This is a genomic window from Micromonospora sp. NBRC 101691 (assembly GCF_030269285.1).
GTDB lineage: Bacteria > Actinomycetota > Actinomycetes > Mycobacteriales > Micromonosporaceae > Micromonospora > Micromonospora echinospora.
On the sequence record NZ_BSTB01000035.1, the window covers coordinates 1 to 25,470 of the forward strand.

At 72.2% G+C, this 25,470-nt stretch carries 24 protein-coding genes and 1 tRNA gene; 8 read left to right on the top strand and 17 right to left on the bottom strand.

Annotation, left to right across the window (positions count from 1 at the left end):
* The 8 genes from QSK20_RS31025 to QSK20_RS31060 all read right to left on the bottom strand — a co-directional run.
* On the bottom strand, positions 1–295 hold a 295-nt coding region (locus QSK20_RS31025), incomplete at its 3' end, for a GTP-binding protein (protein ID WP_285792176.1).
* On the bottom strand, positions 295–1,206 hold the full coding sequence (gene cysD, locus QSK20_RS31030; RefSeq protein ID WP_285792177.1) for a sulfate adenylyltransferase subunit CysD: 912 nt from the start codon (positions 1,204–1,206) through the stop codon (positions 295–297). The genes cysD and QSK20_RS31025, both read right to left, overlap by 1 nt.
* 74 nt (positions 1,207–1,280) lie before the next feature.
* Complete coding sequence (locus QSK20_RS31035; protein ID WP_285792211.1) at positions 1,281–2,102, bottom strand: inositol monophosphatase family protein; 822 nt, start codon at positions 2,100–2,102, stop codon at positions 1,281–1,283.
* A gap of 86 nt (positions 2,103–2,188) precedes the next feature.
* Positions 2,189–2,779, bottom strand: a complete 591-nt coding sequence (gene pth / locus QSK20_RS31040; RefSeq protein ID WP_285792178.1) for an aminoacyl-tRNA hydrolase — start codon at positions 2,777–2,779, stop codon at positions 2,189–2,191.
* 118 nt (positions 2,780–2,897) lie between these two features.
* Positions 2,898–3,587 (bottom strand): 50S ribosomal protein L25/general stress protein Ctc, encoded by a 690-nt coding sequence (locus tag QSK20_RS31045; RefSeq protein WP_285792179.1) that lies wholly within the window; start codon positions 3,585–3,587, stop codon positions 2,898–2,900.
* A gap of 312 nt (positions 3,588–3,899) precedes the next feature.
* On the bottom strand, positions 3,900–4,880 hold the full coding sequence (locus QSK20_RS31050) for a ribose-phosphate diphosphokinase (RefSeq protein ID WP_088980780.1): 981 nt from the start codon (positions 4,878–4,880) through the stop codon (positions 3,900–3,902).
* Positions 4,881–4,917: 37 nt separating this feature from the next.
* Positions 4,918–6,444: a bifunctional UDP-N-acetylglucosamine diphosphorylase/glucosamine-1-phosphate N-acetyltransferase GlmU gene (gene glmU / locus QSK20_RS31055; RefSeq protein ID WP_285792180.1), complete on the bottom strand. Its 1,527-nt coding sequence runs from the start codon at positions 6,442–6,444 to the stop codon at positions 4,918–4,920.
* A 73-nt stretch (positions 6,445–6,517) separates the two neighbouring features.
* Positions 6,518–6,588 (bottom strand) — tRNA-Gln (locus tag QSK20_RS31060).
* Positions 6,589–7,119: 531 nt separating this feature from the next.
* On the opposite strand from QSK20_RS31060, the gene QSK20_RS31065 reads away from it, so the two are divergent.
* Positions 7,120–7,809, top strand: a complete 690-nt coding sequence (locus QSK20_RS31065) for a TetR/AcrR family transcriptional regulator (RefSeq protein WP_285792181.1) — start codon at positions 7,120–7,122, stop codon at positions 7,807–7,809.
* A 54-nt stretch (positions 7,810–7,863) separates the two neighbouring features.
* Here QSK20_RS31065 and QSK20_RS31070 read toward each other — a convergent pair whose 3' ends face one another.
* The 6 genes from QSK20_RS31070 to QSK20_RS31095 all read right to left on the bottom strand — a co-directional run bounded on the left by QSK20_RS31070 (position 7,864) and on the right by QSK20_RS31095 (position 13,967).
* Positions 7,864–8,334, bottom strand: a complete 471-nt coding sequence (locus QSK20_RS31070; RefSeq protein WP_285792182.1) for a DUF4383 domain-containing protein — start codon at positions 8,332–8,334, stop codon at positions 7,864–7,866.
* A 97-nt stretch (positions 8,335–8,431) separates the two neighbouring features.
* A complete protein-coding gene (locus tag QSK20_RS31075) occupies positions 8,432–8,887 on the bottom strand; it encodes a DUF4383 domain-containing protein (RefSeq protein ID WP_285792183.1) in 456 nt (151 codons plus the stop codon).
* Positions 8,888–8,999: 112 nt separating this feature from the next.
* The gene (locus QSK20_RS31080) at positions 9,000–10,802 is read right to left on the bottom strand and encodes an ABC-F family ATP-binding cassette domain-containing protein (RefSeq protein WP_285792184.1); all 1,803 of its coding nucleotides are present in this window, start codon (positions 10,800–10,802) and stop codon (positions 9,000–9,002) included.
* A gap of 131 nt (positions 10,803–10,933) precedes the next feature.
* Complete coding sequence (locus QSK20_RS31085) at positions 10,934–11,884, bottom strand: 4-(cytidine 5'-diphospho)-2-C-methyl-D-erythritol kinase (protein WP_285792185.1); 951 nt, start codon at positions 11,882–11,884, stop codon at positions 10,934–10,936.
* A gap of 147 nt (positions 11,885–12,031) precedes the next feature.
* Entirely contained in the window at positions 12,032–12,904 is an 873-nt protein-coding gene (gene rsmA, locus QSK20_RS31090; RefSeq protein ID WP_285792186.1) for a 16S rRNA (adenine(1518)-N(6)/adenine(1519)-N(6))-dimethyltransferase RsmA, read from the bottom strand.
* A 175-nt stretch (positions 12,905–13,079) separates the two neighbouring features.
* Positions 13,080–13,967, bottom strand: a complete 888-nt coding sequence (locus tag QSK20_RS31095; protein WP_285792187.1) for a TatD family hydrolase — start codon at positions 13,965–13,967, stop codon at positions 13,080–13,082.
* A 95-nt stretch (positions 13,968–14,062) separates the two neighbouring features.
* Here QSK20_RS31095 and QSK20_RS31100 point away from each other — a divergent pair, with 95 nt between their 5' ends.
* Positions 14,063–15,304 (top strand): hypothetical protein, encoded by a 1,242-nt coding sequence (locus QSK20_RS31100; protein WP_285792188.1) that lies wholly within the window; start codon positions 14,063–14,065, stop codon positions 15,302–15,304.
* A 164-nt stretch (positions 15,305–15,468) separates the two neighbouring features.
* Positions 15,469–16,320, top strand: a complete 852-nt coding sequence (locus QSK20_RS31105; RefSeq protein WP_285792189.1) for an alpha/beta fold hydrolase — start codon at positions 15,469–15,471, stop codon at positions 16,318–16,320.
* A 76-nt stretch (positions 16,321–16,396) separates the two neighbouring features.
* Here the strand turns inward: QSK20_RS31105 and metG are convergent, their stop codons facing one another.
* Together metG and QSK20_RS31115 are read right to left on the bottom strand one after the other, a co-directional pair.
* Positions 16,397–18,199, bottom strand: a complete 1,803-nt coding sequence (metG, locus tag QSK20_RS31110) for a methionine--tRNA ligase (RefSeq protein ID WP_285792190.1) — start codon at positions 18,197–18,199, stop codon at positions 16,397–16,399.
* Between the two features lie 359 nt (positions 18,200–18,558).
* A complete protein-coding gene (locus tag QSK20_RS31115; RefSeq protein WP_285792191.1) occupies positions 18,559–18,831 on the bottom strand; it encodes a hypothetical protein in 273 nt (90 codons plus the stop codon).
* A gap of 31 nt (positions 18,832–18,862) precedes the next feature.
* Between QSK20_RS31115 and QSK20_RS31120 the strand changes: the two genes are divergently transcribed.
* From QSK20_RS31120 to QSK20_RS31140, 5 genes are all read left to right on the top strand, one after another.
* A complete protein-coding gene (locus QSK20_RS31120; RefSeq protein ID WP_285792192.1) occupies positions 18,863–19,558 on the top strand; it encodes a hypothetical protein in 696 nt (231 codons plus the stop codon).
* Between the two features lie 92 nt (positions 19,559–19,650).
* A complete protein-coding gene (locus QSK20_RS31125) occupies positions 19,651–21,354 on the top strand; it encodes a dolichyl-phosphate-mannose--protein mannosyltransferase (protein WP_502889087.1) in 1,704 nt (567 codons plus the stop codon).
* Positions 21,355–21,784: 430 nt separating this feature from the next.
* Positions 21,785–22,438: an HNH endonuclease family protein gene (locus QSK20_RS31130; protein WP_285792194.1), complete on the top strand. Its 654-nt coding sequence runs from the start codon at positions 21,785–21,787 to the stop codon at positions 22,436–22,438.
* Between the two features lie 298 nt (positions 22,439–22,736).
* Entirely contained in the window at positions 22,737–23,399 is a 663-nt protein-coding gene (locus QSK20_RS31135) for a 4'-phosphopantetheinyl transferase family protein (protein WP_285792195.1), read from the top strand.
* Between the two features lie 635 nt (positions 23,400–24,034).
* Positions 24,035–24,745 (top strand): DUF4352 domain-containing protein, encoded by a 711-nt coding sequence (locus QSK20_RS31140; protein WP_285792196.1) that lies wholly within the window; start codon positions 24,035–24,037, stop codon positions 24,743–24,745.
* Between the two features lie 81 nt (positions 24,746–24,826).
* Here QSK20_RS31140 and QSK20_RS31145 read toward each other — a convergent pair whose 3' ends face one another.
* Entirely contained in the window at positions 24,827–25,366 is a 540-nt protein-coding gene (locus tag QSK20_RS31145) for a DUF6817 domain-containing protein (protein ID WP_285792197.1), read from the bottom strand.
* Positions 25,367–25,470: the final 104 nt, after the last annotated feature.

The following is a 25,470-nucleotide window of genomic DNA, read 5'->3' on the forward strand; positions in this document are numbered from 1 at the left end:
TGATGAACTTCCGCCGAGGGGTCGCGAAGTACCGGTAGGCGACATCGATCGTGATGCCCTGCTCCCGCTCCGCCCGCAACCCGTCGGTCAACAACGCCAGGTTCGTGTACTCGTCACCACGAGCAGCGGAAACAGCCTCGACCGCCTCCAACTGATCCGTGAACAACGACTTCGTGTCATACAGAAGACGCCCGATGAGGGTCGACTTGCCGTCGTCGACGCTTCCGGCGGTGGCGAAGCGGAGCAGGTCCATCGGACGGGCCGACGTCTCCGGGGCGATCGTCTCGGCGCTCATCAGAAGTAGCCCTCCCGCTTGCGGTCCTCCATCGCGGCCTCGCTCACCCGGTCATCCCCCCGGGTCGCACCCCGCTCCGTGATCCGAGTCGCCCCGACCTCCTCGATCACCTTCTCCACCGTGTCCGCATCCGAACGGACGGCGGCCGTGCACGAGGCGTCACCCACGGTGCGGTAGCGGACGCGCGCCTTCAGGCGCTCCTCCCCGGACTTGGGCCGGATGAACTCGTTGACCGCGTAGAGCATGCCGTCCCGGTCGACGACCTCGCGCTCGTGGGCGAAGTAGATCGACGGCAGCGCGATCCGCTCCCGAGCAATGTAGTGCCACACATCCAACTCGGTCCAGTTCGACAACGGAAACACCCGAATCGACTCACCCGGATGATGCCGACCGTTGTACAACGACCACAACTCCGGACGCTGATTCTTCGGATCCCACTGCCCGAACTCATCCCGGAACGAGAACACCCGCTCCTTCGCCCGAGCCTTCTCCTCATCCCGACGCGCCCCACCAAACAACGCATCAAACCGATGCTTCTCCACCGCGTCCAGCAGCACCGGCGTCTGGATCCGGTTGCGCAGCCCGTCCGGGCTCTCCCGCACCAGACCGCGCTCCAGCGCCTCGGGGACGCTGGCCACGATCAGGTGGAGACCCAGCTCGGCGACCCGCTGGTCGCGGTACTCCAGCACCTCCGGGAAGTTGTGCCCGGTGTCGACATGCATCACCGGAAACGGAATGCTCGCCGGAGCAAACGCCTTCTCCGCCAACCGCAACATCACGATCGAGTCCTTACCCCCGGAGAAGAGCAGCACCGGCCGCTCCATCTCCGCCACCACCTCACGCATCACGAAGATGCTCTCCGCCTCCAACGCATCCAGGTGGGAGACGCGGTAGGCCGCTGGGGCGGTCATGGCGCGGGCTCGATTCGTGCGGATCGGTACATGGATTCCAGACCTTTCCGGTCGGACACGTCAGGAAGTGGGGGTCAGGCTACCCCGGAATGCCTCTGCAGCGCTGCAAGCAACCGGCTGGCGAGATCCTTGCGACAGACCAGCAGGTCGGGCAGGCGCGGATCCGCCTCGTTGTATTTCAGCGCAGATCCGTCAATCCGGGAAGCGTGGAGCCCGGTGGCCGTCGCCACAGCGACCGGGGCGGCCGAGTCCCACTCGTACTGCCCCCCGGCGTGGATGTACGCGTCCACCTCACCGGTCACCACCGCCGCGATCTTCGCCCCCGCCGACCCCATCGGCACCAACTCCGCACCGACGTCCTCGGCCAGGTCGGTCAGGAAGACCGGTGGACGGCTCCGGCTCGCCGCCAGCCGGATCGTCCGGCCCCGCGCGGTCGCCGCCTCCACCGTCATCGGCGGGTACGCCGGCGGTTGGTCGGTGCCGAGCACCCGGTGCTGCGCCGGCAGCGCCACCGCCCCACCGACCAGCTTGTGCGGGGTGGAGCCGTTCCGCGCCCAGAGCGCCACGTGCACCGCCCAGTCCGAACGCCCCTCCTCGGAGAACTCCCGGGTCCCGTCCAACGGGTCGACGATCCACACCCGGTCGGCGGTCAGCCGGGAGACCACCTCCGTGTTCACCTCGGCCGCCCAGGCCATCCGGGAACCCTCGTCCTCCTCGGAGAGCACCGCGTCCGCCGGGCGCCAGCGGGCCAGTTCGGTACGGATCAGGTCGTGCGAGACCTTGTCCCCGGCCGCCTTCAACGCTCCCTGGTCGGTGAAGCCCATCTCGCCCCGGAGGTCCAGCAGAGCCTGCCCGGCTCGTGCCGCCAACCAGCGGGCGAACGCACCGTCGATCATCGGAGGACTCATGCCACACTCCCGTTCGGGCCACACCAAAGCCGCAGACTACCGGCCGTCGGCACGCTCACCGGCACGCCCCGCCCTCAGCCGCCGTGGTAGGCGTTCTGGGTCCACTCGACGCCCCGGGTGATGACCGACTCCACCGCGTCCGCCGCCCGGTCGACCAGGAACTCCAGCTCCTTGCGCTCGACGCCGGAGAAGTCGGACAGGACGTAGTCGGCCGGGTCCTGCCGCCCCGGTGGGCGGCCGATGCCGAAGCGCACCCGGACGTAGTCCTTGGTGCCCAGCGACTTCGTCATCGAGCGCAGGCCGTTGTGGCCGCCTTCGCCGCCACCGCACTTCACCCGCAGCTGGCCGTAGCCGATGTCCAGCTCGTCGTGCACGGCGACGACCTGCCCCGGGGGGATCTTGTAGAACTGGGTCAGCGCGGCGACCGGGCCACCGGAGAGGTTCATGTACGTCAACGGCTTCGCCAGCACGAGCCGCGGCCCGCCGAACCCGAGCCGCCCCTCGGCGACCTCGGCCACCGCCCGGCGGTGCCGCCCGAACTTCCCGCCCACCCGGCCGGCGAGCAGGTCGGCCACCATGAAACCGACGTTGTGCCGGTGACCGGCGTACTCCCGGCCCGGGTTACCCAGGCCGACCACCAGCCACGGCCGGTCCTCGTCCGTCACGTTCCGCCCTTTCCGTCGCGACAGCCACACCCACGTTCCCCGTCCGGCGGTTCCGCTGGCCGTGATACGCAGACAGGCGCCCCCGAAGCGATCGGGGACGCCTGTCGCACGGCTTCGATCAGGCCTCGGTGCGCGCCTCGGCCGGGGTCTCCTCGCCCTCGGCGGCCGGGGCCTCGGCACCCTCGGCGGCCTCGCCCTCGACGACCTCGGCCTCCTCGGCCGCCGTCTCGACCTCGGGCAGGGTCGCCTCGAGCTGCTCGGCGGTCGGCGCGGCGGTCACCGCGGCGACCGGCAGCTCCGGGTCGGCGGCCAGCTCGACACCGGCCGGCAGCTCGACGTCGGCGGCGGTGACCTGGTTACCGGCCTCCAGGCCCTCGATCGAGGCCTCCAGGTGGTCCGGGACCTTGGTGGCCTCGGCGGTCACGGTGAGGGTGTCGTGGTCGTGCACGATCAGGGTGTCGCGCGCCGCCTCACCGGTCAGCTGCACCGGCACCTCGACGGTGACCTTCTCGCCCCGACGGACCAGCAGCAGGTCGACGTGCTCGAAGGTGTCCTTGATCGGGTCACGCTGGATCGCCTTCGGCAGGGCGAGCACCTGGGTGCCGTCGCTGACCTCGATGGCGAAGAGCTGGTTCGCGCCACCCTTGCGGATCGCCGCGGCGAACTCGCGAGCCGGGAGCGCGATGTGCTTGGGCTTCTCGCCGTGGCCGTACAGCACGGCGGGCACCTTGCCGGCCCGGCGGGTACGACGGGCACCACCCTTGCCGAACTCGGTACGGGGCTCGGCGCTGATCTTTACCTCGGACACGGGGAAACTCCTGAATGCGTTCGCTGCGGCGGCTTTTAGTCGTCTGGCGGTGCTGGGGCGAGGGGCTCGCTGGGGCGCATGAGTCGAAACGACTGCCCGGAGCACCGCGTCGATGACGGTGCCTCCGTGCGGTGCTTCTCAGCGGCCCGCAGGGCACCCTCGCCGTGGCAACCGCACTAGTCTACCCGAGCGCATTCCGCGCCCTGCACCAGTCCCCGCACATCACCGCCCCGCCGGCCTCCGGCCGGCGGGGAACAGCGACGCGACGTGGGCCGCACCGGCGGCGGAGCCCCGTGCTCCGCCGCCGCGACGTCAGCTCAGCCCGCCGAAGAGGGTGGTCACCGACCCGTCGTCGAAGACCTCCCGGATCGCCCGGGCCAGCAGCGGCGCGATCGACAGAACGGTGATCTTGTCGAGCTGCTTCTCCGGCGGCAGCGGCAGCGTGTTGGTCACCACCACCTCGCTGATCGGGCTGTTCTTCAGTCGCTCGGTGGCCGGGTCGGAGAGCAGGGCGTGCGTGGAGGCGACGATGACGTCCGCCGCGCCCGACTCCTGGAGGATGTCGGCCGCCTTGGCGATCGTGCCACCGGTGTCGATCATGTCGTCGACGATCAGGCAGACCCGACCCTCGACGTCACCGACCACCCGGTTCGCCACCACCTGGTTCGGCTTCAGCGGATCCCGGGTCTTGTGGATGAAGGCCAGCGGGCAGCCGCCCAGCCGGTCGGTCCACCGCTCCGCCACGCGCACCCGACCGGAGTCCGGCGCGACCACGGTCATCGGCCGACCCGCGTACTTGCGCTCGACGTACTCGGCGAGGATGTCCATCGCGAAGAGGTGGTCCACCGGGCCGTCGAAGAACCCCTGGATCTGCGCGGTGTGCAGATCGACGGTGAGGATCCGGTTGGCCCCCGCCGTCTTGAGCAGGTCGGCGATCAGCCGGGCCGAGATCGGCTCCCGTCCCCGGTGCTTCTTGTCCTGCCGCGCGTACGGGTAGAACGGCAGCACGACGGTGATCCGCTTGGCCGACCCGCGCTTCAGCGCGTCGACCATGATCAGGGTCTCCATGACCCAGGTGTTGACGCCGTGTGTCACGGACTGCACGACGAACGCGTCCGACCCACGTACCGAATCCTTGTACCGTACGAAGATCTCGCCGTTGGCGAACTCGTACGCGTCGGCGGGAGTCGGCGCGACGCCGAGCACCTCACCGATCTCCCTGGCCAACTCCGGAAAGCCGCGTCCGGAGAAGAGCATCATGCTCTTGCGGTTTTCGGCGACGATGCTGCCCATGGCCCGTCTGCTCCCGTGGGTAGGTGGTGATCCGGGACTACTCGGTTGCAGTATCTACCTCGCCTGCGGCCGCTCGAACCGGCTCGGCACCGCCGTGGATTGCCTCACCCCCGCGCGCCCCCGACGCCTGTCCGGAAGCACCCTCCGTGGCCCGCCGTGCGGCTTCTGCGGCGGCCGTCCCGCCCCGGCGCATCTCCACCCAGCCCTCGATGTTGCGCTGCCGCGCCCGGGCCACCCCCAGCGCCCCGGGCGGCACGTCCTTGTCGATCACCGAGCCGGCGGCGGTGTACGCGCCGTCGCCCACCTCGACCGGGGCAACGAACATGTTGTCCGCCCCGGTCCGCGCGTGGCTGCCGATCACGGTGCGGTGCTTGTTCACCCCGTCGTAGTTCACGAAGACCGTCGCCGCGCCGATGTTGCTCTGTTCGCCGATGGTGGCGTCCCCGACGTAGGTCAGGTGCGGCACCTTGGAGCCCGCCCCGATCTCGGAGTTCTTCACCTCGACGAACGTGCCCACCTTGGCCTTCTCCGCCAGCCTCGCCGCCGGGCGCAGGTACGCGTACGGGCCGACGCTGGCCCGGGGGCCGACCTCGGCGCCCACCGCGTGGCTGCGCACCACCGTCGCGCCCGCGCCGACCACGGTGTCCTCCAGCGTGACGTCCGGCCCGACCAGCGCACCGGCCCCGACCACGCTCGCGCCCTTGAGCTGGGTGTTCTGGTCGACCACCGCGTCCCGTTCCAGGGTGACCGTCACGTCGATCCAGGTGGTCTCCGGGTCGAGCAGGCTGACGCCGGTACGCATCCAGTCCTCGTTGACCCGGTCCCGCAGCAGCCGACGCAGTCCGGCCAGCTCGACCCGGTCGTTGCAGCCCAGGGTCTCGGTGTGGTCGGCGGCGACGTGCACCGCCACCGGCTCCCCGGCCGAGGCGAACAGCCCGAAGACGTCGGTGAGGTACTCCTCGCCCTGGTCGTTGTCGGTGGAGAGCTTGCCGAGCGCGTCCCGCAGCCGCACCACGTCGAAGGCGTAGATGCCGGCGTTGATCTCCCGGACGGCCCGCTCCCCGGCGGTGGCGTCCCGCTCCTCGACGATCCGCTCCAGGCGGCCGGCGGAGTCGCGGACGATCCGTCCGAGGCCGGTCGGGTCGGGCACCTCGGCGGCCAGCACGGTCGCCGCCGCGCCCGCCTCCTCGTGCGCCCCGACCAGGTCCGCCACCGTCTCCGGCCGGAGCAGCGGCACGTCGCCGTTGATGACGACCACGGTGCCGGCGGCGTCGGGCACCGCCTCCAGCGCGATGCGCACGGCGTGCCCGGTGCCCAGCTGCTGGGCCTGGAGGACCGGGGTCGCCTCCGGGGCGACGTCGGCCAGGTGCGCCCGGACCTGGTCCGCGCCGTGCCCGACCACGACGACCGTGCGGTCCGCGCGCAGCGGCGCGGCGGCGGTCAGGACGTGGCCGAGGAGGGTACGACCCAGCAGCGGGTGCAGCACCTTGGGCAACGCCGACTTCATCCGCTTGCCCTCACCAGCGGCGAGCACGACAACGATGCGGGGGTGCGGCTGGGACACGACGAATGCTCCCGTCGGCAGTCGGACAGTCTGCGGCCATGCTAACCACGCATCAACCACTCATGTGTACAAGCTCCCGGGAGAGGACTCGAACCCCTACAATCAGGACCAAAACCTGACGTCCTGCCATTAGACGACCCGGGAAGGTCTAAAGCAGACAAAAGTCCGCAGGCGCAACGCTCCCTACACCTTAGCGCCCCGGCTGCGGATGCTCATCGCTCATTCCCACCCGGATCCGATCTTCCCGCCGGGCCGCCCTGCCCGCGACCCGGTCGACGCCCACGATCCCGCCGCCTCCCCGAACCCCGGCACCGCCCCGCCTGCCCCGCCCTCGGTGAGGCGAACCGGAGGCTCGACGTGACGCCCTCGCGACCGGGGCGTCTTTCCGCGCGGCGGACCGGGAAGGGGTCGGGATCACCAAACCGCGCAAACCGGCCGCCGGGCGGTAAACCGAGCGGTGTCACCTGGCCGTGCCTGGCAGTATTGCCGGGTGACAGAGGGCAACGGGGGCACATTCGGGCGGCCGAGGGGCACCGCCGACGGGCCCCGTCCGGGTACGGTCGGATCTTCCAGGACCGTGATCCGGACGGGCGCCAGCGAGGCGAGCACGTGAGCACGCACAGCGGAGGCTCCGTTCCACGACAGGGCGTCACCGAGCGTCCGCGAGGTGATGACATGGCGAGCGTCCCCGACGGCGACGGTGGTACAGGCCGGCGGCGGTCCGTCCCGGCACCCGCCACGAAACCGGCGTCCCGGGTACGGATGCCCGCGGCCCAGCGCCGGGAGCAGCTCATCTCGATCGCGCGGCAGATCTTCGCCGAACGCGGTTTCGACGCGACCTCGATAGAGGAGGTGGCGGCCCGCGCGAAGGTGTCCAAGCCGGTGGTCTACGAACACTTCGGTGGCAAGGAGGGCCTGTACGCGGTGGTGGTGGACCGGGAGGTCACCGCCCTGCTGGACCGGATCACCACCGCCCTGACCGCCGGCCACCCCCGTGAGCTGCTGGAGCAGGCCGCGATGGCGTTGCTCGGTTACATCGAGGAGGACGCCAGCGGCTTCCGCGTGCTGGTCCGGGAGTCGCCGCTGCTCTCCGCCACGGGAAACTTCAGCAGCGTGCTCAACGACGTCGCGCACCAGGTGGAGCACATCCTCGGAGCCGAGTTCAAGAGCCGGGGGTACGACCCGAAGCTGGCGGAGCTGTACTCGCAGGCGCTGGTGGGCATGGTGGCACTGACCGGCCGCTGGTGGCTGGAGGTGCGCAAGCCACGCAAGGAGACGGTGGCCGCGCACCTGGTCAACCTGGCCTGGAACGGTCTGTCCCATCTGGAGGCGAAGCCGGGGATGATCACCGTCCGCGGCCGGTGAGGCGGCTCGCGCCACCGTCGGCGGACCGCGTGGCCGTGCCGGCGGTACGGACGCTCAGCGGGGACGCGTGATGAGGTGGCTCCGCTGCCGCCGTTCGGTCTCGGCGTGCTCGGGCGGGCCGACCTTGTCGTAGAGACCGGTGGCGAGGAGCAGCAACCCGAAGATCATCGAGACGACGACCGTGGACATCGAGAAGTTCAGGAAGTTCGCGTCGGTCTGGAGCACGCTCATCATCAGCACGCCGGTGACCATGAAGACCACCCCGGCGGTGAGATTCATGTAGTGGCCGAGGTTGCTACGGCGGGACGCGCCGATCAGCAGCACGATGCCGAAGACCACCGAGGCCAGCGAGAAGGCCAGGTTGGTGCGCAGCCCGAGGACCCAGTCGCTGCCCCGGTCGAAGAGCGGCTCGCCCCACGTCTGCACGACGCCCCAGACGCCGAAGACCAGGATGTAGAGACCGACCAGGCCGGCGAAGGCCCGGTAGAGCGGGCGCGCCGGATGGTTGACCGGGAAGTGCGGCATGACACCCTCCTCCGAATCCGGGAGCAATCTCCCGGATTGTCACCCGGCTCGGGGGAGGGTGTCCGACGAACCGCCGAGACCGGCGCCGGAATCGGCCTCAGAGCAGCAGCCGGGCGTCCTGCCAGGCCTTGTGGTCCTCCTCGGTGCCGACCTTGCCGTACATGCCGACCATCAGCAGGACCAGGCCGAGGAGCATGGTCACGACCACGGTGGCGATGCTGAAGTTGAGGATGTTGACATCGGTCTGTAGGAAGGCCAGCTCGAAGAGGCTGAGCGCCATCAGTCCGTACGCCGTCCACTGGTTGATCGCGACGTCGCGGTTACGGCCGAGCGCGGTGCCGGCCAGCACGACGGCGCCGATCACGATGGCGAGGAGGGAGAATCCGAGATTCGCCCCCTGGCCGAGGACCTTGGTGTCATCCTGGGCGAAGAGCTCGTCGCCCATGGTGGTGACGACGCCGATGACACCGAAGACCACCAGGTACAGACCGGTCAGCCCGCCGATCGCCCGGTAGATCGGCCGCGCGGGGTGGTTGACGGGGGTGTGGGCCATGTCGAGTCTCCAACGCCGGTCGGTTGAGGGGTTCGCGAATGATTCTCCCGCATACGGTGTGGTGACGCCGCAACGGACCCCGGCTTTGTGACGGCGGGCGACCCGACAGCGGTCAGCTCTCCGGGATCTCCTCGGCGAGGGCGAGCCACGACTCCTCGGTCCGCTCCCGCTCCGCGCGTACCTCCTTGAGCTGGGCGTCGAGATCGGCGACCCGGGCATAGTCGGTGGCGTTCGCGGCGAGCTGGTCGAGCAGGGCGGTCTCCTTCTGCTCCAGCTTGCCGATCTGCCGTTCCAGCCGGGCGAGTTCCTTGCGGGCCTGCCGGGCCTCGGCGGCGGACATGCCGGTGGTGGCGGACGCCGCCGGCGTCGCGGGGCCGGTCGCGGCCGGCGCCGGGGCGATCCGTCCGGCGGCCCGGGAAAGATACTCGTCGACACCGCCGGGCAGGTGCACCAGGTGGCCGTCGCCGAACATCCCGTAGACCACGTCGGTGACGCGTTCGACGAGGTACCGGTCGTGGCTGGCCACGACGACCGTGCCGGGCCAGGAGTCGAGCAGGTCCTCCAGCGCGGCCAGGGTGTCGGTGTCCAGGTCGTTGGTGGGCTCGTCGAAGAGGAGCACGTTCGGTTCGCCGGCGAGCAGTCGGAGCATCTGGAGCCGACGCCGCTCGCCGCCGGAGAGGTCGCCGACCGGGGTCCAGAGCCGCCGGTCGTCGAAGCCGAACGTCTCGGCGAGCTGGGCGGCGGAGAGTTCCCGGTCGCCGAGCTGCACCCGGCGGGCGACCTCCTCGACGGCCTCCAGGACCCGTAGATGGCCGGGGAGTTCGGCCAGTTCCTGGGAGAGGAACGCCGGCCGGACCGTGGAGCCGGTGACCAGGCGACCGCCGTCCGGGCGGGTCACCCCGGCCAGCATCCGCAGCAGGGTGGTCTTGCCGGCCCCGTTCGCCCCGAGGATGGCGATCCGGTCGCCGGGACCGACCTGCCAGGTGACGTCGTGCAGGATCTCCTTCGGGCCGGCGTGCAGGGTGACCTGCTCCAGGTCGTACACCTGCTTGCCGAGCCGGGCGGTGGCGAGCCGTTGCAGCGACATGGTGTCGCGCGGCGGTGGCACGTCGGCGATGAGCGCGTTGGCGGCGTCGATTCGGAACCGGGGCTTGGAGGTCCGGGCCGGCGGGCCCCGCCGCAGCCAGGCGATCTCCTTGCGGAGCAGGTTCTGCCGGCGGGCCTCGGTGGCGGCGGCGACCCGTTCCCGCTCGGCGCGGGCCAGCGTCCAGGCGGCGAAGCCGCCCTCGTAGGCGCGGACGGTCTGGTCGGCGACCTCCCAGGTGGTGGTGCAGACCGCGTCGAGGAACCACCGGTCGTGGGTGACCACGACCAGCGCGCCCTTGCGCCCGAGGAGGTGCCGGGCCAGCCAGTCCACGCCACCGACGTCGAGGTGGTTCGTGGGCTCGTCGAGGATGAGCAGGTCGGACTCGCGGACCAGCAGCGCGGCGAGGGCGACCCGGCGACGCTCGCCACCGGACATCGGACCGACCGGCTGGTCGAGGCCGAGGTGGGGCATGCCGAGGCCGTCGAGGATGGCCCGGACCCCGGCGTCGCCGGCCCACTCGTGCTCGGCTCCCATGCCCTCGTCGAGCCAGGCGGTGCCGAGGACCACGTCCCGGACGGTGGCGTCCGGGGCCAGCGTCAGCGTCTGCGGCAGCCAGGCGACCCGCAGGTCGCGCCGGTGGGTGACCCGGCCGTCGTCCGGCTCCTCCTGCCGGGTGAGCATCCGCAGCAGGGTGGACTTCCCGGCCCCGTTGAGCCCGACCACACCGATCCGGTCGGCGTCGTCGAGCCCGAGCGAGACGTCGGTGAGCAGTGGCCCGGCTGCGCCGTACCCCTTGGACACGCGGTCCAGGTTGACGATGTTGGCCACTCCCCCACCCTCCATGATCAAGGCGCCCCGGTGCCGGGGCACCTCGGGACGCCAGGCCCCAAGCGTAGCCGCCCGGACCGCCGCGCCCCGACTGGAGATCGACTCCGCCCCGGCCGGGGTGGCGGGTGGCGTCAGCAGATACGGGCGCCGGCGACCGGGCCGTGGGCGGGACGCGCCTGCCGGCACACCCCGGCGGCGGTCAACTTCCCGGCCACCCGTTCCGCGTCGTCGGCGTCCTTGGTCAGGAAGACGCAGGTGGGGCCGGAGCCGGAGACGATGCCGGCGAGCGCGCCGGCCGCCTCCCCGGCCCGGAGCGTGGCGGCCAGCGCCGGCCGCATGGACAGGGCGGCGGCCTGGAGGTCGTTGCCGAGCACGGCGGCGAGCACGGCCGGGTCCCGCTGGCGCAGGGCGGCGAGGAGCGCGTCGGTGCTGCCGATCGGCGCGGGCGCGTCGCCGGTGTCACGGAGCCGGTCGAGTTCCCGGTACGCCTCGGGGGTGGAGAGGCCGCCGTCGGCGATCGCCACCACCCAGTGCCAGGAGGTGGGACGGACCAGGACGGGGCTGACCGCCTCGCCCCGGCCGGTGCCCAGCGCCGTGCCGCCATGGACGAGGAACGGCACGTCGGAGCCGAGGCCGGCGGCGATCGCGGCGAGGTCGTCGCGGGACAGACCGGTACCCCAGAGCGCGTCGCAGGCCACCAGCGTCGCCGCCGCGTCGGCGCTCCCCCCGGCCAGCCCGCCCGCGAGCGGGATCTGCTTGCGCAGGTGCAGTCGGGCGTGGGCCGGGTGGCCGGTCTGCGCGGCCAGCGCCCGAGCCGCCCGGATGACCAGGTTGGAGTCGTCCAGAGCCAGCTCACCCGCGCCCTCGCCCTCCATGGTGAGGGTGAGGGTGTCCCCCCGACGGGCGGTCAGCTCGTCGTGGATCGAGATGGCGTGGTAGACGGTGTTCAGCTCGTGGTAGCCGTCGGCGCGGAGCGGGCCGACCCCGAGATGCAGGTTGATTTTGGCGGGTACCCGGACCCGGACCGGGCCGCTGGCCCCCCGCTGCTGGTCGTCCTCGTCCGGTCGCCACGCCCCGGTCACCGGGTGACGTCCCGGACGCGCAGGCGGTTGTCGAACGGCTTCTCCACGATCAGCTCCTCGGCGAAGTCTCCCGGCCGGCTCGTGGCGGCCGTCGACCAGGTCGTCGGTACCCGAGTCCTCCTGGCGGAGGCGGACTCGCGCGACAGCCTACTGTGCGGGCGGCGCACCGGCGGGGGCCGACGCGGCGATCGCGGCGAACTGCTCGACGGCCAACTGCTCCCCCCGGGCACCGGGATCCACGCCGGCCGCGGTGAGCGCCGCCTCGGCGCGGTCCGCGCCCTGCGCCCAGCCGGCCAGCGCGGCCCGCAACGTCTTGCGACGCTGCGCGAACGCCGCGTCCACCACGGCGAAGACCCGCGTCCGGGACACGTCGGACCGGGGCGGCTCGCGCCGGGTGAAGGCGACCAGCCCGGAGTCGACGTTCGGGACCGGCCAGAACACGTTCGGCGGGACCCGGCCGGCCGACCGGGCGGACGCGTACCAGGCGAGCTTCACCGAGGGGATGCCGTACACCCGGGAACCGGGGCCGGCCACCAGCCGGTCGGCGACCTCCTTCTGCACCATCACCAGACCGCCACGGAGGCTGGGCAGCTCCGCGAGGAGGTGCAGCACCACCGGCACCGCGACGTTGTAGGGCAGGTTGGCCACCAGCGCGGTCGGCGCCGGGTCGGCCAGTTCGGCGGCGGTGACCCGCAGCGCGTCGGCGCGGTGCACGGTCAGCCGGGCGGCGTTCATCCCGGCGAACCGGGCGGCGGTCTCCGGCAGCGCCCCGGCCAGCGTCGGATCGATCTCCACGGCGTGCACGTGCGCGGCGGCCGGCAGCAGCCCGAGGGTGAGCGACCCGAGCCCGGGGCCGACCTCCAGGGCCACGTCGTCCGGGGTCAGCCCGGCGGCGGCGACGATCCGGCGCACCGTGTTCGGGTCGTGCACGAAGTTCTGGCCGAGCTTCTTGGTCGGTGCCACGCCCAGTCGGGCGGCCAGATCCCGGATCTCCGCCGGGCCGAGCAGGTCTGCGGCCATGGCCCCACACCCTACGTCGCCCACCACCCACCCTCCCCCGGGGTGCCGCTGGGGTGGTAGCAGGGGTCCCCTGTTACCGCTTTTTGTCGAACAAGGGGCCCTTGCAGGCACCCCAGGCGGGCAAGGCATCCTAGACCCCTGCAGGCACCCCAGCCGCCTGCGGCGGTCCGCGACCTCACCGCCACGGGCCGAAGACCCGCTCCCCGTTCGCCGACAGGTGCGCGCACAGCTCGGCCAGGTCGGTGCCGGTGGTCGCGGCCAGCGCGCGGACGGTCAGCGGCACCAGGTAGGAGGCGTTGGGCCGGCCCCGGTGCGGCATCGGGGTGAGGTACGGCGCGTCGGTCTCCACCAGCATCTGCTCCGGCGGGGTCGACGCGGCGGCTTCCCGCAGCGCCTGCGCGCTGGCGAAGGTGACCGTGCCGGCGAAGCTGAGCAGGTATCCCCGGCGGACGCACTCGGCGGCGAACTCGGCGTCGCCGGAGAAGCAGTGCAGCACCACGGTGTCCGGGGCGCCCTCGTCGTCGAGCACGCGCAGCACGTCGGCGTGCGCGTCCCGGTCGTGGATGACCAGGGGTTTGGCGTACCGCTTGGCGATGGCGACGTGTGCCCGGAAGCTCTCCTCCTGCGCGGCGCGCCCCTCCTCCCCGGTCCGGAAGAAGTCCATCCCGGTCTCGCCGATGCCGCGCACCCGGTCCCGGGCGGCGAGCGCCTCGATCCGGCGCAACGCCTCGTCCAGGTCGGCCAGGCGGGGGGCCTCGTTGGGGTGCAGGGCGACGGTGGCGACCACCGCCGGATACCGGTCGGCGACGTCGGCCCCCCACCCGGAGGAGTCGACGTCCACGCCGACCTGGACCATCCGGTCGACACCCACCCCGGCGGCCACCTCGATCGCCGCCGCGACCGGGTCGTCGGCGGGGCCGCCGGGCGCACCGGCTTCACTGACGGTGATGTCGAGATGGGTGTGACTGTCCGGGACGGGGTGGGGGAGCCGCTCCGGGGCGGGCGGGAACTCCCCGGCCCGACGGGCGGCACGCTGGCGGCGGGATTCGGTCGGCTCACTCATCGCCGATGAGCATCACACACCACCCGCGCCCGCCGTACCCGACCGGCAATCCGTTGTTCATCCCTGCGGTACCCAGGGCGTTTACCGTTCGGCCGGTGAGTGTCCCCACCCAGCTCGGCGACGCCGCCCCGCCGCGCGTCGGGCCGCGCGTGACGTACCGGGGGACGGCGTACCCGGCGGAGGTGGTCGCCCGGGGCGCCGCGTACGAGATCTTCAGCGGGGTGGAGCTGCCCGGCTTCGAGTGGGCGCCCCGCCCCGGCGCTCCCCTGCCGTGGCGACGCTTCGTCCACGCGACCGAGGTGACCGCCGTGCACGACGGACCGGGGCCGGCGGACGAGGAGCCGGACGCGCCCCTGCTGGTGCCGTTGCACCGGGACCGGACCTGGTCGCAGGTGCAGGAGCTGACCCAGCAGCCGTCCGCCGCCGGGGACCCGGTGCTCGCCACGTTGCGCGCCTCGGCCGTGGTGCGTCGGGGCACCCGGATGGTCAAGGTGCTCTCCGCCCGTCAGCTCGCCGGGCACGTACGGGGTCTGTTGCCGCACGGCTTCTGCCACCGGGAGCACGACGTGGCGCACCTGCGTACCCCGTCGGCGCTGGCGGTGCTGCGCACCGACGGCGGTCCCGCCCAGGACGTGGTGTACGCGTTGCGCTGGCGGGCCGTCGACCCCACCGACTACGACTCGCCCACGGGTGAGGCGCACCGGGGACTGGTGGACCTGGCGGCCGGCGACCGGGTCGGCGCGGCGGTGCTCGGCACCGGGTTCGCGCCGAGCAGCACGCAGGTGGTCCCGGAGTTCGTCACCCGCGACTTCGCCGACCTGCCGATGCCGGCGAACGCCACCCTGGTCGCCTATCCGGCGGAGGGGGTGGAGGTGGTGCTCTACGCGTACCAGGCGGAGCAGCGGGGCTGGCTGCGGATGGTCGGGCCGCGCTGGCGGCACCTGCTCGCCACGGTGCCCGGTATCTCCGCCGAACAGGAGTACGTCCCGATCGCCGAGCCGGCCGCGTCGACCCGGCTGGTCGGCGGTTACGCCGGCAGCGAGTACGAGGCGGTGGCCGACCTGCCCGGCGGGTTCCGGGTGCAGGCGCTGACCCGGACCGCCCGGTACCCGGTGGAGTCGGTCGCCCGGCGGCTGCGGTACGCCCGCTGGCGCGACGTGGACTGCGTGGTGCTGCGGGAGGAGACGGGCTGGCTGCGGCTACGACTGTGCCGGCCGGGACCGGAGGAGGTGGCGGCCACCGGCGCGCAGTGCCACGAGCGGGGCGTCTACGAGACCTGGGCCCCGGCCACCGACGTCACCGACGACCGGATCGTCGACCTGCCGTATCCGCTCTGAGGAACGCCTCGGGGGCGAGCCGGTGGTGGCCGCGCGGGGCCGCCGCGCCGGGGCCGGCGACCGGGGCCGTCGGCCGGTTCGGCGGGAGCGCCGACCGGGCGGGCATAACCCCGCGCGGTACGGGAAGACGCCGACGTCAGAGCGTCACGTCTCGGGGAGGCCGCATGCCCTTCATCACCGTCGGCTCGGAGAACTCCGGGCCCATCGACATCTACTACGAGGACCACGGCGCCGGGCGACCGGTGGTGCTCATCCACGGCTTCCCGTTCAACGGCGCGACCTGGGAGAAGCAGACCCTCGCCCTGCTGAACGCCGGCCACCGCGTGATCACGTACGACCGGCGGGGTTTCGGCAACTCCGGCCAGCCCACCTTCGGGTACGACTACGACACGTTCGCCGCCGACCTGAAGATGCTGATGGACCAGCTCGACCTGCGGGACGCGGTGCTGGTGGGGCACTCCATGGGCACCGGCGAGGTCACCCGCTACCTCGGCGCGTACGGGTCGGAGCGGGTGAGCCGGGCGGTGCTGCTGGCCCCGCTCGCGCCGTTCCTGCTGAAGACGCCGGACAACCCCGAGGGCGTCGAGCAGAAGCTCTTCGACGGCTTCAAGCAGGCGATCATGGCCGACCGGTTCGCCTTCCTGACCACCTTCTGCGACAACTTCTTCAACTACAAGCAGAACAAGGGCCGGCTGGTCAGCGAGGAGGCGTACCGGGCGCACTGGCACATCGGCGCGCAGGCGTCGGCGAAGGGGACGCTGGACTGTGTGGACGCCTGGCTGACCGACTTCCGCGCCGACCTGCCCCGGATCGACGTACCGGTGCTGATCGTGCAGGGTGACGCGGACGCCGTGCTGCCGTTCCCGGCCACCGGCCAGCGGCTGGCGCCGATGCTGCCGGACAGCAACCTGATCACGTTGCGCGGCGCGCCGCACGGTATCCCGTGGACCAACGCCGACGAGGTCAACCGAGCCATGATCGAGTTCATCGGCATGCGGGCCATGGCCCACGCCTGACCTGGCCGTCCACTCGACCGGAGCGTCCGGCGGTCGGGGTGCCCCCGGGGCCAGCGGCCCCGGGGGCGTTCGGCGGTCAGCCGCCGAGGCGGGCCAGTTCCTCGTCGACGATCGACGGGTCGAGCTTGCGGAAGACCGGCTTCGGCGCGGCCAACGGCCGGCCCACCTCCAGCGGTACGGACGCCCAGCGCGTGCCCTGCGTGTAGTCACCGGTCAGCACCGGGTACCCCGGTCCGCCGTCGAGGTCCTCGACCTCGACGATCGACGGCATCGGCGCGTGCACCCCGGTGCCGCCGAGCAGCTCGTGCACCTTCTGCGCGGAGTGCGGCAGGAACGGGGTGAGCAGCGTGTTGGCGTCGCTGACCACCTGGAGGGCGACGTGCAGGACGGTGCCCATCCGGGGCTTCTCGTCCTCCCCCTTGAGCTTCCACGGGGCCTGGTCGGAGAGGTACCGGTTGGCCTCGGCGACCACTCTCATCGCCTCGCCGATGGCCTGCTTCTGCCGGTGCCGGGCGATCAGGTCGCCGACCGTGTCGAATCCGGCGCGGGCCACCGCGAGCAGCGCCTCGTCGGCCTCGGTGAGCCCGGCCGGGTCGATCGGCGGGACGGCGCCGAAGTTCTTCGCCGCCATCGAGATGGACCGGTTGACCAGGTTGCCCCAGCCGGCGACCAGCTCGTCGTTGTTGCGGCGCAGGAACTCGGCCCAGGTGAAGTCGGTGTCGTTGCTCTCCGGGCCGGCGACGGCGATGAAGTAGCGCAGCGCGTCCGCGTCGTACCGTTCGAGGAAGTCCCGCACGTAGATCACCACCCGGCGGGACGAGGAGAACTTCCGCCCCTCCATGGTCAGGAACTCGCTGGAGACGACCTCGGTGGGCAGGTTGAGCCGCCCCAACGCGCCCGGTTCGCCGTCCTTCGCCCCGTCCCCGGAGTAGCCGGAGAGCAGCGCCGGCCAGATCACCGAGTGGAAGACGATGTTGTCCTTGCCCATGAAGTAGTAGGCCCGGGCGTCCTTCCCCTCGGCGTCGGTGGACCACCACTTCCGCCACGCCTCCGGGTCGCCGGAGCGGCGGGCCCACTCGATCGAGGCGGAGAGGTAGCCGATGACCGCGTCGAACCAGACGTAGATGCGCTTGTCGGGGCGGTCCCGCCAGCCGTCGAGCGGGATCGGCACGCCCCACTCCAGGTCCCGGGTGATGGCCCGGGGCTGGAGGTCGTCGAGGAGGTTCCGGGAGAACCGCAGCACGTTGGGCCGCCAGCCCTCCCGGGTGTCCAGCCACTGCCGGAGCACGTCGGCGAGGGCGGGCAGGTCGAGGAAGAAGTGCTCGGTCTCGACGAACTGCGGGGTCTCGCCGTTGATCTTCGACTTCGGGTTGATCAGGTCGACCGGGTCGAGCTGGTTGCCGCAGTTGTCGCACTGGTCGCCCCGGGCGCTGTCGTACCCGCAGATCGGGCAGGTGCCCTCGATGTACCGGTCCGGCAGGGTACGCCCCGTGGACGGGGAGATCGCCCCCATGGTGACCTTCGGGACGATGTACCCGTTGCGGTGCATCCCCTCGAAGAGTTCCTGCACCACGGCGTAGTGGTTGCGGGTGGTGGTCCGGGTGAAGAGGTCGTACGACAGTCCGAGGCCGTGCAGGTCCTCGACGATCACCCGGTTGTACCGGTCGGCGAGGTCACGGGCGGTGACCCCCTCCGCGTCGGCCTGCACCTGGATCGGGGTGCCGTGCTCGTCGGTGCCGGAGACCATGAGCACGTCGTGGCCGGCCATCCGCATGTACCGGGCGAAGACGTCGGAGGGGACGCCGAAACCGGAGACGTGGCCGATGTGGCGCGGGCCGTTGGCGTACGGCCAGGCTACCGCCGCAAGTACGTGACTCATGACCAGCAAGCCTAGTGACCACCGGGAACCGGTCGCGAACCAATAGGCCGGCCCGGACCGGTCGACCGGTTCACGCCGGCCGGACGAGCGCCGCACTTCCTGTCCGCTTTGTCGCCGACACGCGGCTTGAGCTGCGTGTTCGCGGCCACCACTCGGTGTCCAATGAACATCGTGACTGGCAGAGGAGCCGCCCGCGAGCACGAGCAGCCACCCCCCGGTCGCGTCGACCGCGCGCCCGGGGAACCACCTCCGGGCCGCGCCGGTCCCGAACCCGGGCCGGCCACCGCCGAGCCCGCCGACCACGAGGCCGGCCGGGCCGCCGGCGATCGGAGCAGCCGCCAACCTCACGACCGGCGGAGTCAGGGCGGCGGGCCCCCACGGCCCCGGCCGCACCCTCCGGAGGAGCCACCGTCGGAGAGGCCGGCCGGCAGACCGGCGGCCACGGCGACCGGAACCGGGACGACCGGCGGGCCGCACACCACGACCACGGCGTCCGGGACGGCGACCGGCAGGCCGCACGGCACGTCCGCCGGAACGGGAACGACCGGCACGCCGCACGGCACGACCACCGGAACCGGGACGACGACCGGCGGGCCGACGCTGACGGCGGCGACCGGGGTCGAGCCCACCACCGGGGCGCCGGTCGGGGCGGTGCCGCACCGGGTGCCGATCCGGCAGCACCTCGGCTGGCCGCGACCGGACACGCCGGACGAGGGGGGCGGCACCGACGGGAGCGACTTCTGGCTGCCGATCGAGGAGGTGCACTGGGACGGCACCCCGATCCGGGTCGAGCAGTCGACCGACGACGGACGCGCGGCGTCGGCCGTCCGGGACCGCGCCCGTCGCCGGACGCGACCCCGGGTGGTCCGGCAGCGGGATCCTCTCCCCGGGCTGGCCGGGCTACTCGGCCTCAGCCTCCTGGCGGCCTTCTTCGCCTGGGTGAGCGCGGAACCGTTCTGGCTGGCCGTGGGGCACGGCACGACCGGCACGGTGGTGGGCGACTGCACCGGCAGCGGGCTGACCCAGCGGTGCCGGGGCACCTTCGTCGCCACCGACGGCCGGTTCGTCGCGCACGGCGTACGCCTCGGCGGGCTCGACACCGCCGGTCCGCGGACCGTGACGGCGGTGCCGGCCCGGATGACCGGGCCGGCGGGCGCCACGGCGTACGCGGACCGCGGTGGCACCCTGCACCTGCGCTGGCTGCTCGGGTTCGGCCTGGTGGCAGCGTGCGCGACCGGCATCGCCCGGGTGACCGGTACGGCCGGCTTGTCCGGCCAGCGGGCCCGCCGGTGGGCGATCACGGCGGCCGTCGGCGGACCGCTGCTGGTGACCGTGGGATTCCTGGTCACCGCGTTCTGAACCGTCCTCGGGCACCGGAAAACTCATCGACAGGCTTCCCGGTAATGGAGACAAGGCCTCCGCCGGGCACCCGGGCGGCCTACGATTCCGTCGTGACCCAGGCGTCGACAGCGCAGAGCGCGAGCGAAGGCCAGCCGGAGAGCGGACCGCCGGAGCGGATCGACGACTCCACCGGACGGCCCGGGACCACCCCGCCCGGCGACGCCGGAGGTGGTCGGCTGCCGGACTTCGTCCGTCGCCGGCTGGCCACGGTCGACGGCCGGCTGGACGGGCGATCCTGGCTCGCCACGGCCGTGGTGGTGGCGATCGCCGCGATCCTGCGGCTGGTCGGGCTCGGCGACGTCAAGGGCAAGATCTTCGACGAGATCTACTACGCCCGGGACGGCTGGGGCCTGATCGAGCACGGCGTCGAGTGGAACTTCAAGGACAACGCGCCGTCGTACGTGGTCCACCCGCCGCTGGGCAAGTGGCTGATCGGGCTCGGCGAGTGGGCCTTCGGCTACCAGGACACCGAGCACAACATCTCGGTTCCGGGCCACCTGATGACCACGACCCCGGAGTTCGGCTGGCGGATCTCCGCCGCCGTCATCGGCACGCTCTCCGTGCTGCTGCTGGTGCGGATCGGCCGCCGGATGTTCCGGTCCACCGCGCTCGGCTGCGCCGCCGGCCTGCTGCTCGCCCTGGACGGCTTCCACCTGGTGCTCTCCCGCACCGCCCTGCTCGACATCTTCCTGCACTTCTTCGTCCTCGCCGCGTTCGGAGCGCTGGTGCTGGACCGGGACGCGCGACGGCGGCGGTGGGCCACCGCGCTCGACGCCGGCCTCGACCCGTCCCGTGGCGGCCGGCCGCCGTTCACCGTTCCCTGGTGGCGGCTGGCCGCCGGGGTGCTGATGGGCTGCGCGGTCGGGGTCAAGTGGAGCGCCCTCTACTTCGTGCCCGTCTTCGTGCTGCTGGTGGTCCTCTGGGAGGTCGGGGTCCGCCGGTCGGCGGGGGTACGTCGCCCGTGGCGGGACGCCCTTCTCGACGAGCTGCCCTGGCTGGTGCTCGCCGGGGTGGCGATGGTCCTCGCCTACCTCGCCACCTGGACGGGCTGGTTCCTCTCCGACGACGGCTACTACCGCCTCGCCGAGCGTTACCCGAACACCCCCGGGCTGAGCGACACCCCGGTCCTCGGCGCGTTGCAGAACCTGTACACGTACCACCGGGCGGCGCTCGACTTCCACACCGGGCTGAGCACCCCGCACAAGTACCAGTCCTGGCCGTGGCAGTGGCTGCTGCTCGGCCGTCCGGTCGCGTTCCACTGGACGTGCGAGGGCACGTGCACGGGAACCACCCCCACCAGCGAGATCCTGCTGCTCGGCACCCCGCTGCTCTGGTGGTCCTTCCTGCCGGCGCTGGTCGCCGTGGTCTGGCTGGGCATCGCCCGGCGGGACTGGCGGGCCGGCGCGATCCTGCTCGGTGCGGCGGGCGGCCTGCTGCCGTGGTTCTGGTTCGCCCTCGACGGGCGGGTGATGTTCTCCTTCTACGCCGCGCCGGCCCTGCCGTTCCTGGTGTTGGCGGTGGTCTACGTGCTCGGGGCGATCGTCTCGCCCGCCGAGGCACGCGCGCCGGCTCCACCGGGGTCACCCGCCGCCCAGGAGGCGTACGACCGGCGGCTGTTCGGCGGCGTCGTCGTGGGGGCGTACGTGCTGCTCGTGGCGCTCTGCTTCGCCTACTTCCACCCGATCTTCGTGGGCACCCCGATCCCCTACGTCGACTGGTCGGCGCGGATGTGGCTGGGCGGTCGCTGGATCTGACCCGCGCGGCTCGCCGCTGCGGTGGTAGCAGGGGGCCCCTGCAGGGCAAAAACCACCTGTAGGGGGCCCCTGCTACCACCGGAGGCGGGTGGGCACGAAGAAGCGCGCCCCGATCGCCTGCCACGGGGGAAGCGGGCGATTGGGGCGCGCAAGAGAGAGCTTAACCACCCCTGGTTCACCGGCACAACGGGTGCGCCCGGTTCAGATTCCCGCCCCACGCTCCGCCGGGCAAATAGTTTACATCCGGCACATAACGGTCCGTGGCTCCGCGCGGACGGACCGGCGCCCGGCGACCCGGCAGCATCGACACAGCACTATTGAATGCCGGGCAAAATATCGATAATTTTCTCTATCAGTTCACGCGGTCGGGGATCCGTCGGCACCTCCGACACGTCAAATGACGGCAATACCGCGATCGGATGGAGATGTTATGAACCGCACCCTTCGTTGGGCCGGTGGCCTGCTCGCCGCCGTCACCGTCGCCTCCCTGGGCTTCACCGCCCCCGCCCAGGCGGCCACCGTGTCGGTGCCGCTGCGCACCCTCGTCGCCGACCTTCCCGTCGCCACGGAGAACCGCACCGGCTACTCGCGGGACCTCTTCCCGCACTGGATCGACACCGACGGCGACGGCTGCAACACCCGCTACGAGGTGCTGATCGCCGAGGCCACCACCCGCCCCTCGGTCGGCTCGGGGTGCCAGCTCTCCGGCGGCCGGTGGTACTCCTACTACGACGGCGCGTACTGGACCAACCCCTCCGACCTGGACATCGACCACATGGTGGCGCTGGCCGAGGCGTGGGACTCCGGTGCCCGGAACTGGGCCACCTCCCGCCGCCAGTCCTTCGCCAACGACCTGGGTGACGTCCGCTCGCTGGTCGCCGTCACCGACAACGTCAACCAGTCCAAGGGCGACCAGGACCCGGCGAGCTGGATGCCGACCCGCGACCGCTGCCGGTACGTCACCGAGTGGGCCGCAGTGAAGACCCGCTGGCGGCTGACCGTCGACACCGCCGAGAAGAACGCCCTCACCAGCCACGCCGCTTCCTGCTCGAACACCCTGGTCACGGTGACCCACGCCTTCTGACCCACCCGCCGGGGACCGGACCCCTTCCCGGCACCGGCGGGCGTGGCGCCGACCACCGACCCGGTGTCGGCCTGCGACCGACCTCTGCCGGACCGGCAGCCGGGCGGCGACACGTAACCCCGTCGTCGCCCGGCTGCCGGGACCTCCCCGTTGCCGGCGCACCGGGGACGGGTCCGCGCCGGGGAGCAACGCGACGACGGGCCGGTCGTCGATGTCCGGCCCGGGTCGCCGCCGGTACCGTGGGACCGGCTCGACGTCGGAGTGGCCCGGTTGCGGTCGTACCTGGAAGGGGAGCGTGATGCGGGACCTGCTGCCACCGTCGGTCGCCGTGGTCGTGGCCGGGCCGGCGGACTTCACCGGTGAGCTGCTCGAAGCCGAGCGGGCCTGCCTCGGCGAACGCGCGGTGGAGAGCCGGCGTCGCGACTTCACCGCCGGCCGGGTGTGTGCCCGGCGGGCCATCGCCGCCCTCGGGCTCGATCCGGTTCCGGTGCCGTCGGCCCCCGACCGGTCCCCGGCCTGGCCGGTGGAGGTGGTCGGCACCATCACCCACACGAAGGGCTACTGCGCCGCCGCAGCAGCCCGCGCCGACGAGGTCCGGTCGGTCGGCATGGACGCCGAGCAGCACAAGATCCTTGATGCCGGGGTACGCCGGCTGATCCTCCGGAAGGAGGAGGTGGAGCACTGCGGACGGCTACCCACCGGCGTCTCCTGGCCCGCACTGATCTTCAGCGCCAAGGAGACCGTCTACAAGGTCTGGCACCCGGTGGTCGGCACCTGGCTCGACTTCCAGGACGCGCTGGTCGAGATCGACCCCGACACCGGTTCCTGGGCGGCCCGGATCTCCCCGGCGAAGGTCGAGGCGGCCCGGGAGAAGGTCACCGATCCGCCCAGCGTGATCACCGGACGGTTCACCGTGGACGCCGGCCTGGTCCGCACCGCCGCCGTACTGCCGCACCGCTGACCGGCGCACCGGCACAAGCCGCGGGGACGCCGACCCCGGGACGGGGTCCCGGACAGGCCGGGTCGGTCAGACCGGACGAATGATCCGTTCAGCCGACGACCGCCGGGGCGAGGCAGGGAAGGATGGTTCGGTGCCTCGGCGCACCCGGTCGGGAGCGCGTCGAGCCCTGACCCTCTGCATCCGGGAGCACCGTGAGTCACCCCCCAGGCCCGCCGCAGGAACCCTTCCCGGGTCCGCCCCAGGATCCCTTCCAGCCGGACCCTGATCCGTACGCGTACTCCGATCCGCCGTACTACCCGGACCCCACAGCTCCGCCGCCGGTGTACCCGCCGGCTGGCTCGTCGTACCCCGGATATCCGCCGGAGCAGAGCACGCCGGTGCCCCCGCACCCGACCAGCGGGGCACCCGAGGCGGGCTACCCGCCGGTCTCCGGCGCGCCGGGCTATCCGCCGGTCTCCGGCGCACCCGGTTACCCACCGGTCTCGGGTGGCCCCGGCTATCCGCCGCCCGGCGCACCCGGTTACCCGCCGCCTGGCTCGGGCGCCCCCGGCTATCCGCCGCCGACCTCGGGGGCGCCCGGCTACCCGGGTCACCCGCCGGCCTCCGGTGTGCCCTACCCTCCGGGGTCGACGCCGATGGCGTCCTACCCGCCCGGCCCCGCCGGGCCGTACCCTGGCCTGCCCCTGCCACCGTCGACCTCCTCCGGCGGAATGAGCACGGCGCTGATCGTGATCCTCGTCACCGTCGTGCTCCTCCTGCTCTGCTGTGTCGGTGGGGTGGTTCTCGCGCTGGCCGGCGACGACAGCGCCAGCCAGAGCACCGGCATCGGCCGGGCGTCGTCGGGGAGTTCCTCCGGTCCGCTGGTACGGCCGACCGAGGACCGGCCGTTCGGCGCGACCGTCCCGACCACCGCCGCGCCACAGCCGAGCAACAGCGGCAAGGACGGCGAGACCTTCAACATGAAGGTCGGCGACACGCTGGTGATCACCGACGACGAGGGGACCGTCGAGATCACCGTCAGCAAGTTCACCACCTCGAACAAGGGCTGCCGGTCCTTCGCGCCCGACCCGGACGAGGGGATGTACCTGATCGCCGACGTGACCGTGCGGGTCACCAAGGGCACCGCCTCGGTCAACCCGTTCTACTTCGAGTGGGTGGCCCAGGACGGCAAGACCGCCAACGGGCTGGTCGGCGCGCTCTCCGGCTGCGGCACCCCGCTCTCCTCCGGCGTCAACCTGCGCACCGGCAGCAAGCGCAGCGGCACGGTCGTCTTCGACGTGGCCGACAAGAAGGGCGTCGTCGAGTACCAGCACAACTTCGAGGCCGCCGGCTCCTGGAAGCCCTGACGGTCGTACCCCACCGGGGCCGGTCCGCGCGACGGACCGGCCCCGGTCACGTTCCCCAGCGAGCCGGTTACGGCCAGTTGGCTACGGCAAGCCAGCGAGCAGTCGGCGGGCTTCGGCGGTCACCCCGGGCGAGGCGACCGGTGCCCAGTCGGCGAAGAGCGAGCGGAAGTAGTCGCCGTACCGCCGCGCCACCGTCGGGTCGTGTGCCATGACGTCCAGCTCGTTGACGATGCTGAGGTCCACGAACGGGCCCAGCAGGTCCGACCCCAGCGTCTCGACCCGGCCGGTGGACCGGTCCACCACCCGCCCGGTCGTGGCGAGGTCCGGCCAGCTCCGGCGACGGTCACAGGCCCCGTAGAGGTGGACCAGCCGCTCGGCGTCCACCCCGACGAGCGCCCGCAGCGGCTCCCGGTCGGTCGGGTCGAGCAGGGTGAGATCGAAGCCGTCGGTGCCGTACGCGGCATGGGTGAGACCGGCGAGTCGGACGTCCTCGCAGTGGCCGAAGTCCCCGAGCAGGTCGTGGACCCGGCGCAGGTGGGCGTAGAGGGTCCCGCCGGGATGGGCCACCGTCTCGGTGCCGCGATCCCGCAACCAGGCGCACACCTCGTCCTGCCGACTCATGCCCCGACTGTAGGGCCCACCCCGGCCGGCGCGCTGACCAGAAAACCGGACGAACAGCTCAAAAGAACCTATTTGCCCGCAAACCTCGCAAAGTCCTCCAAACC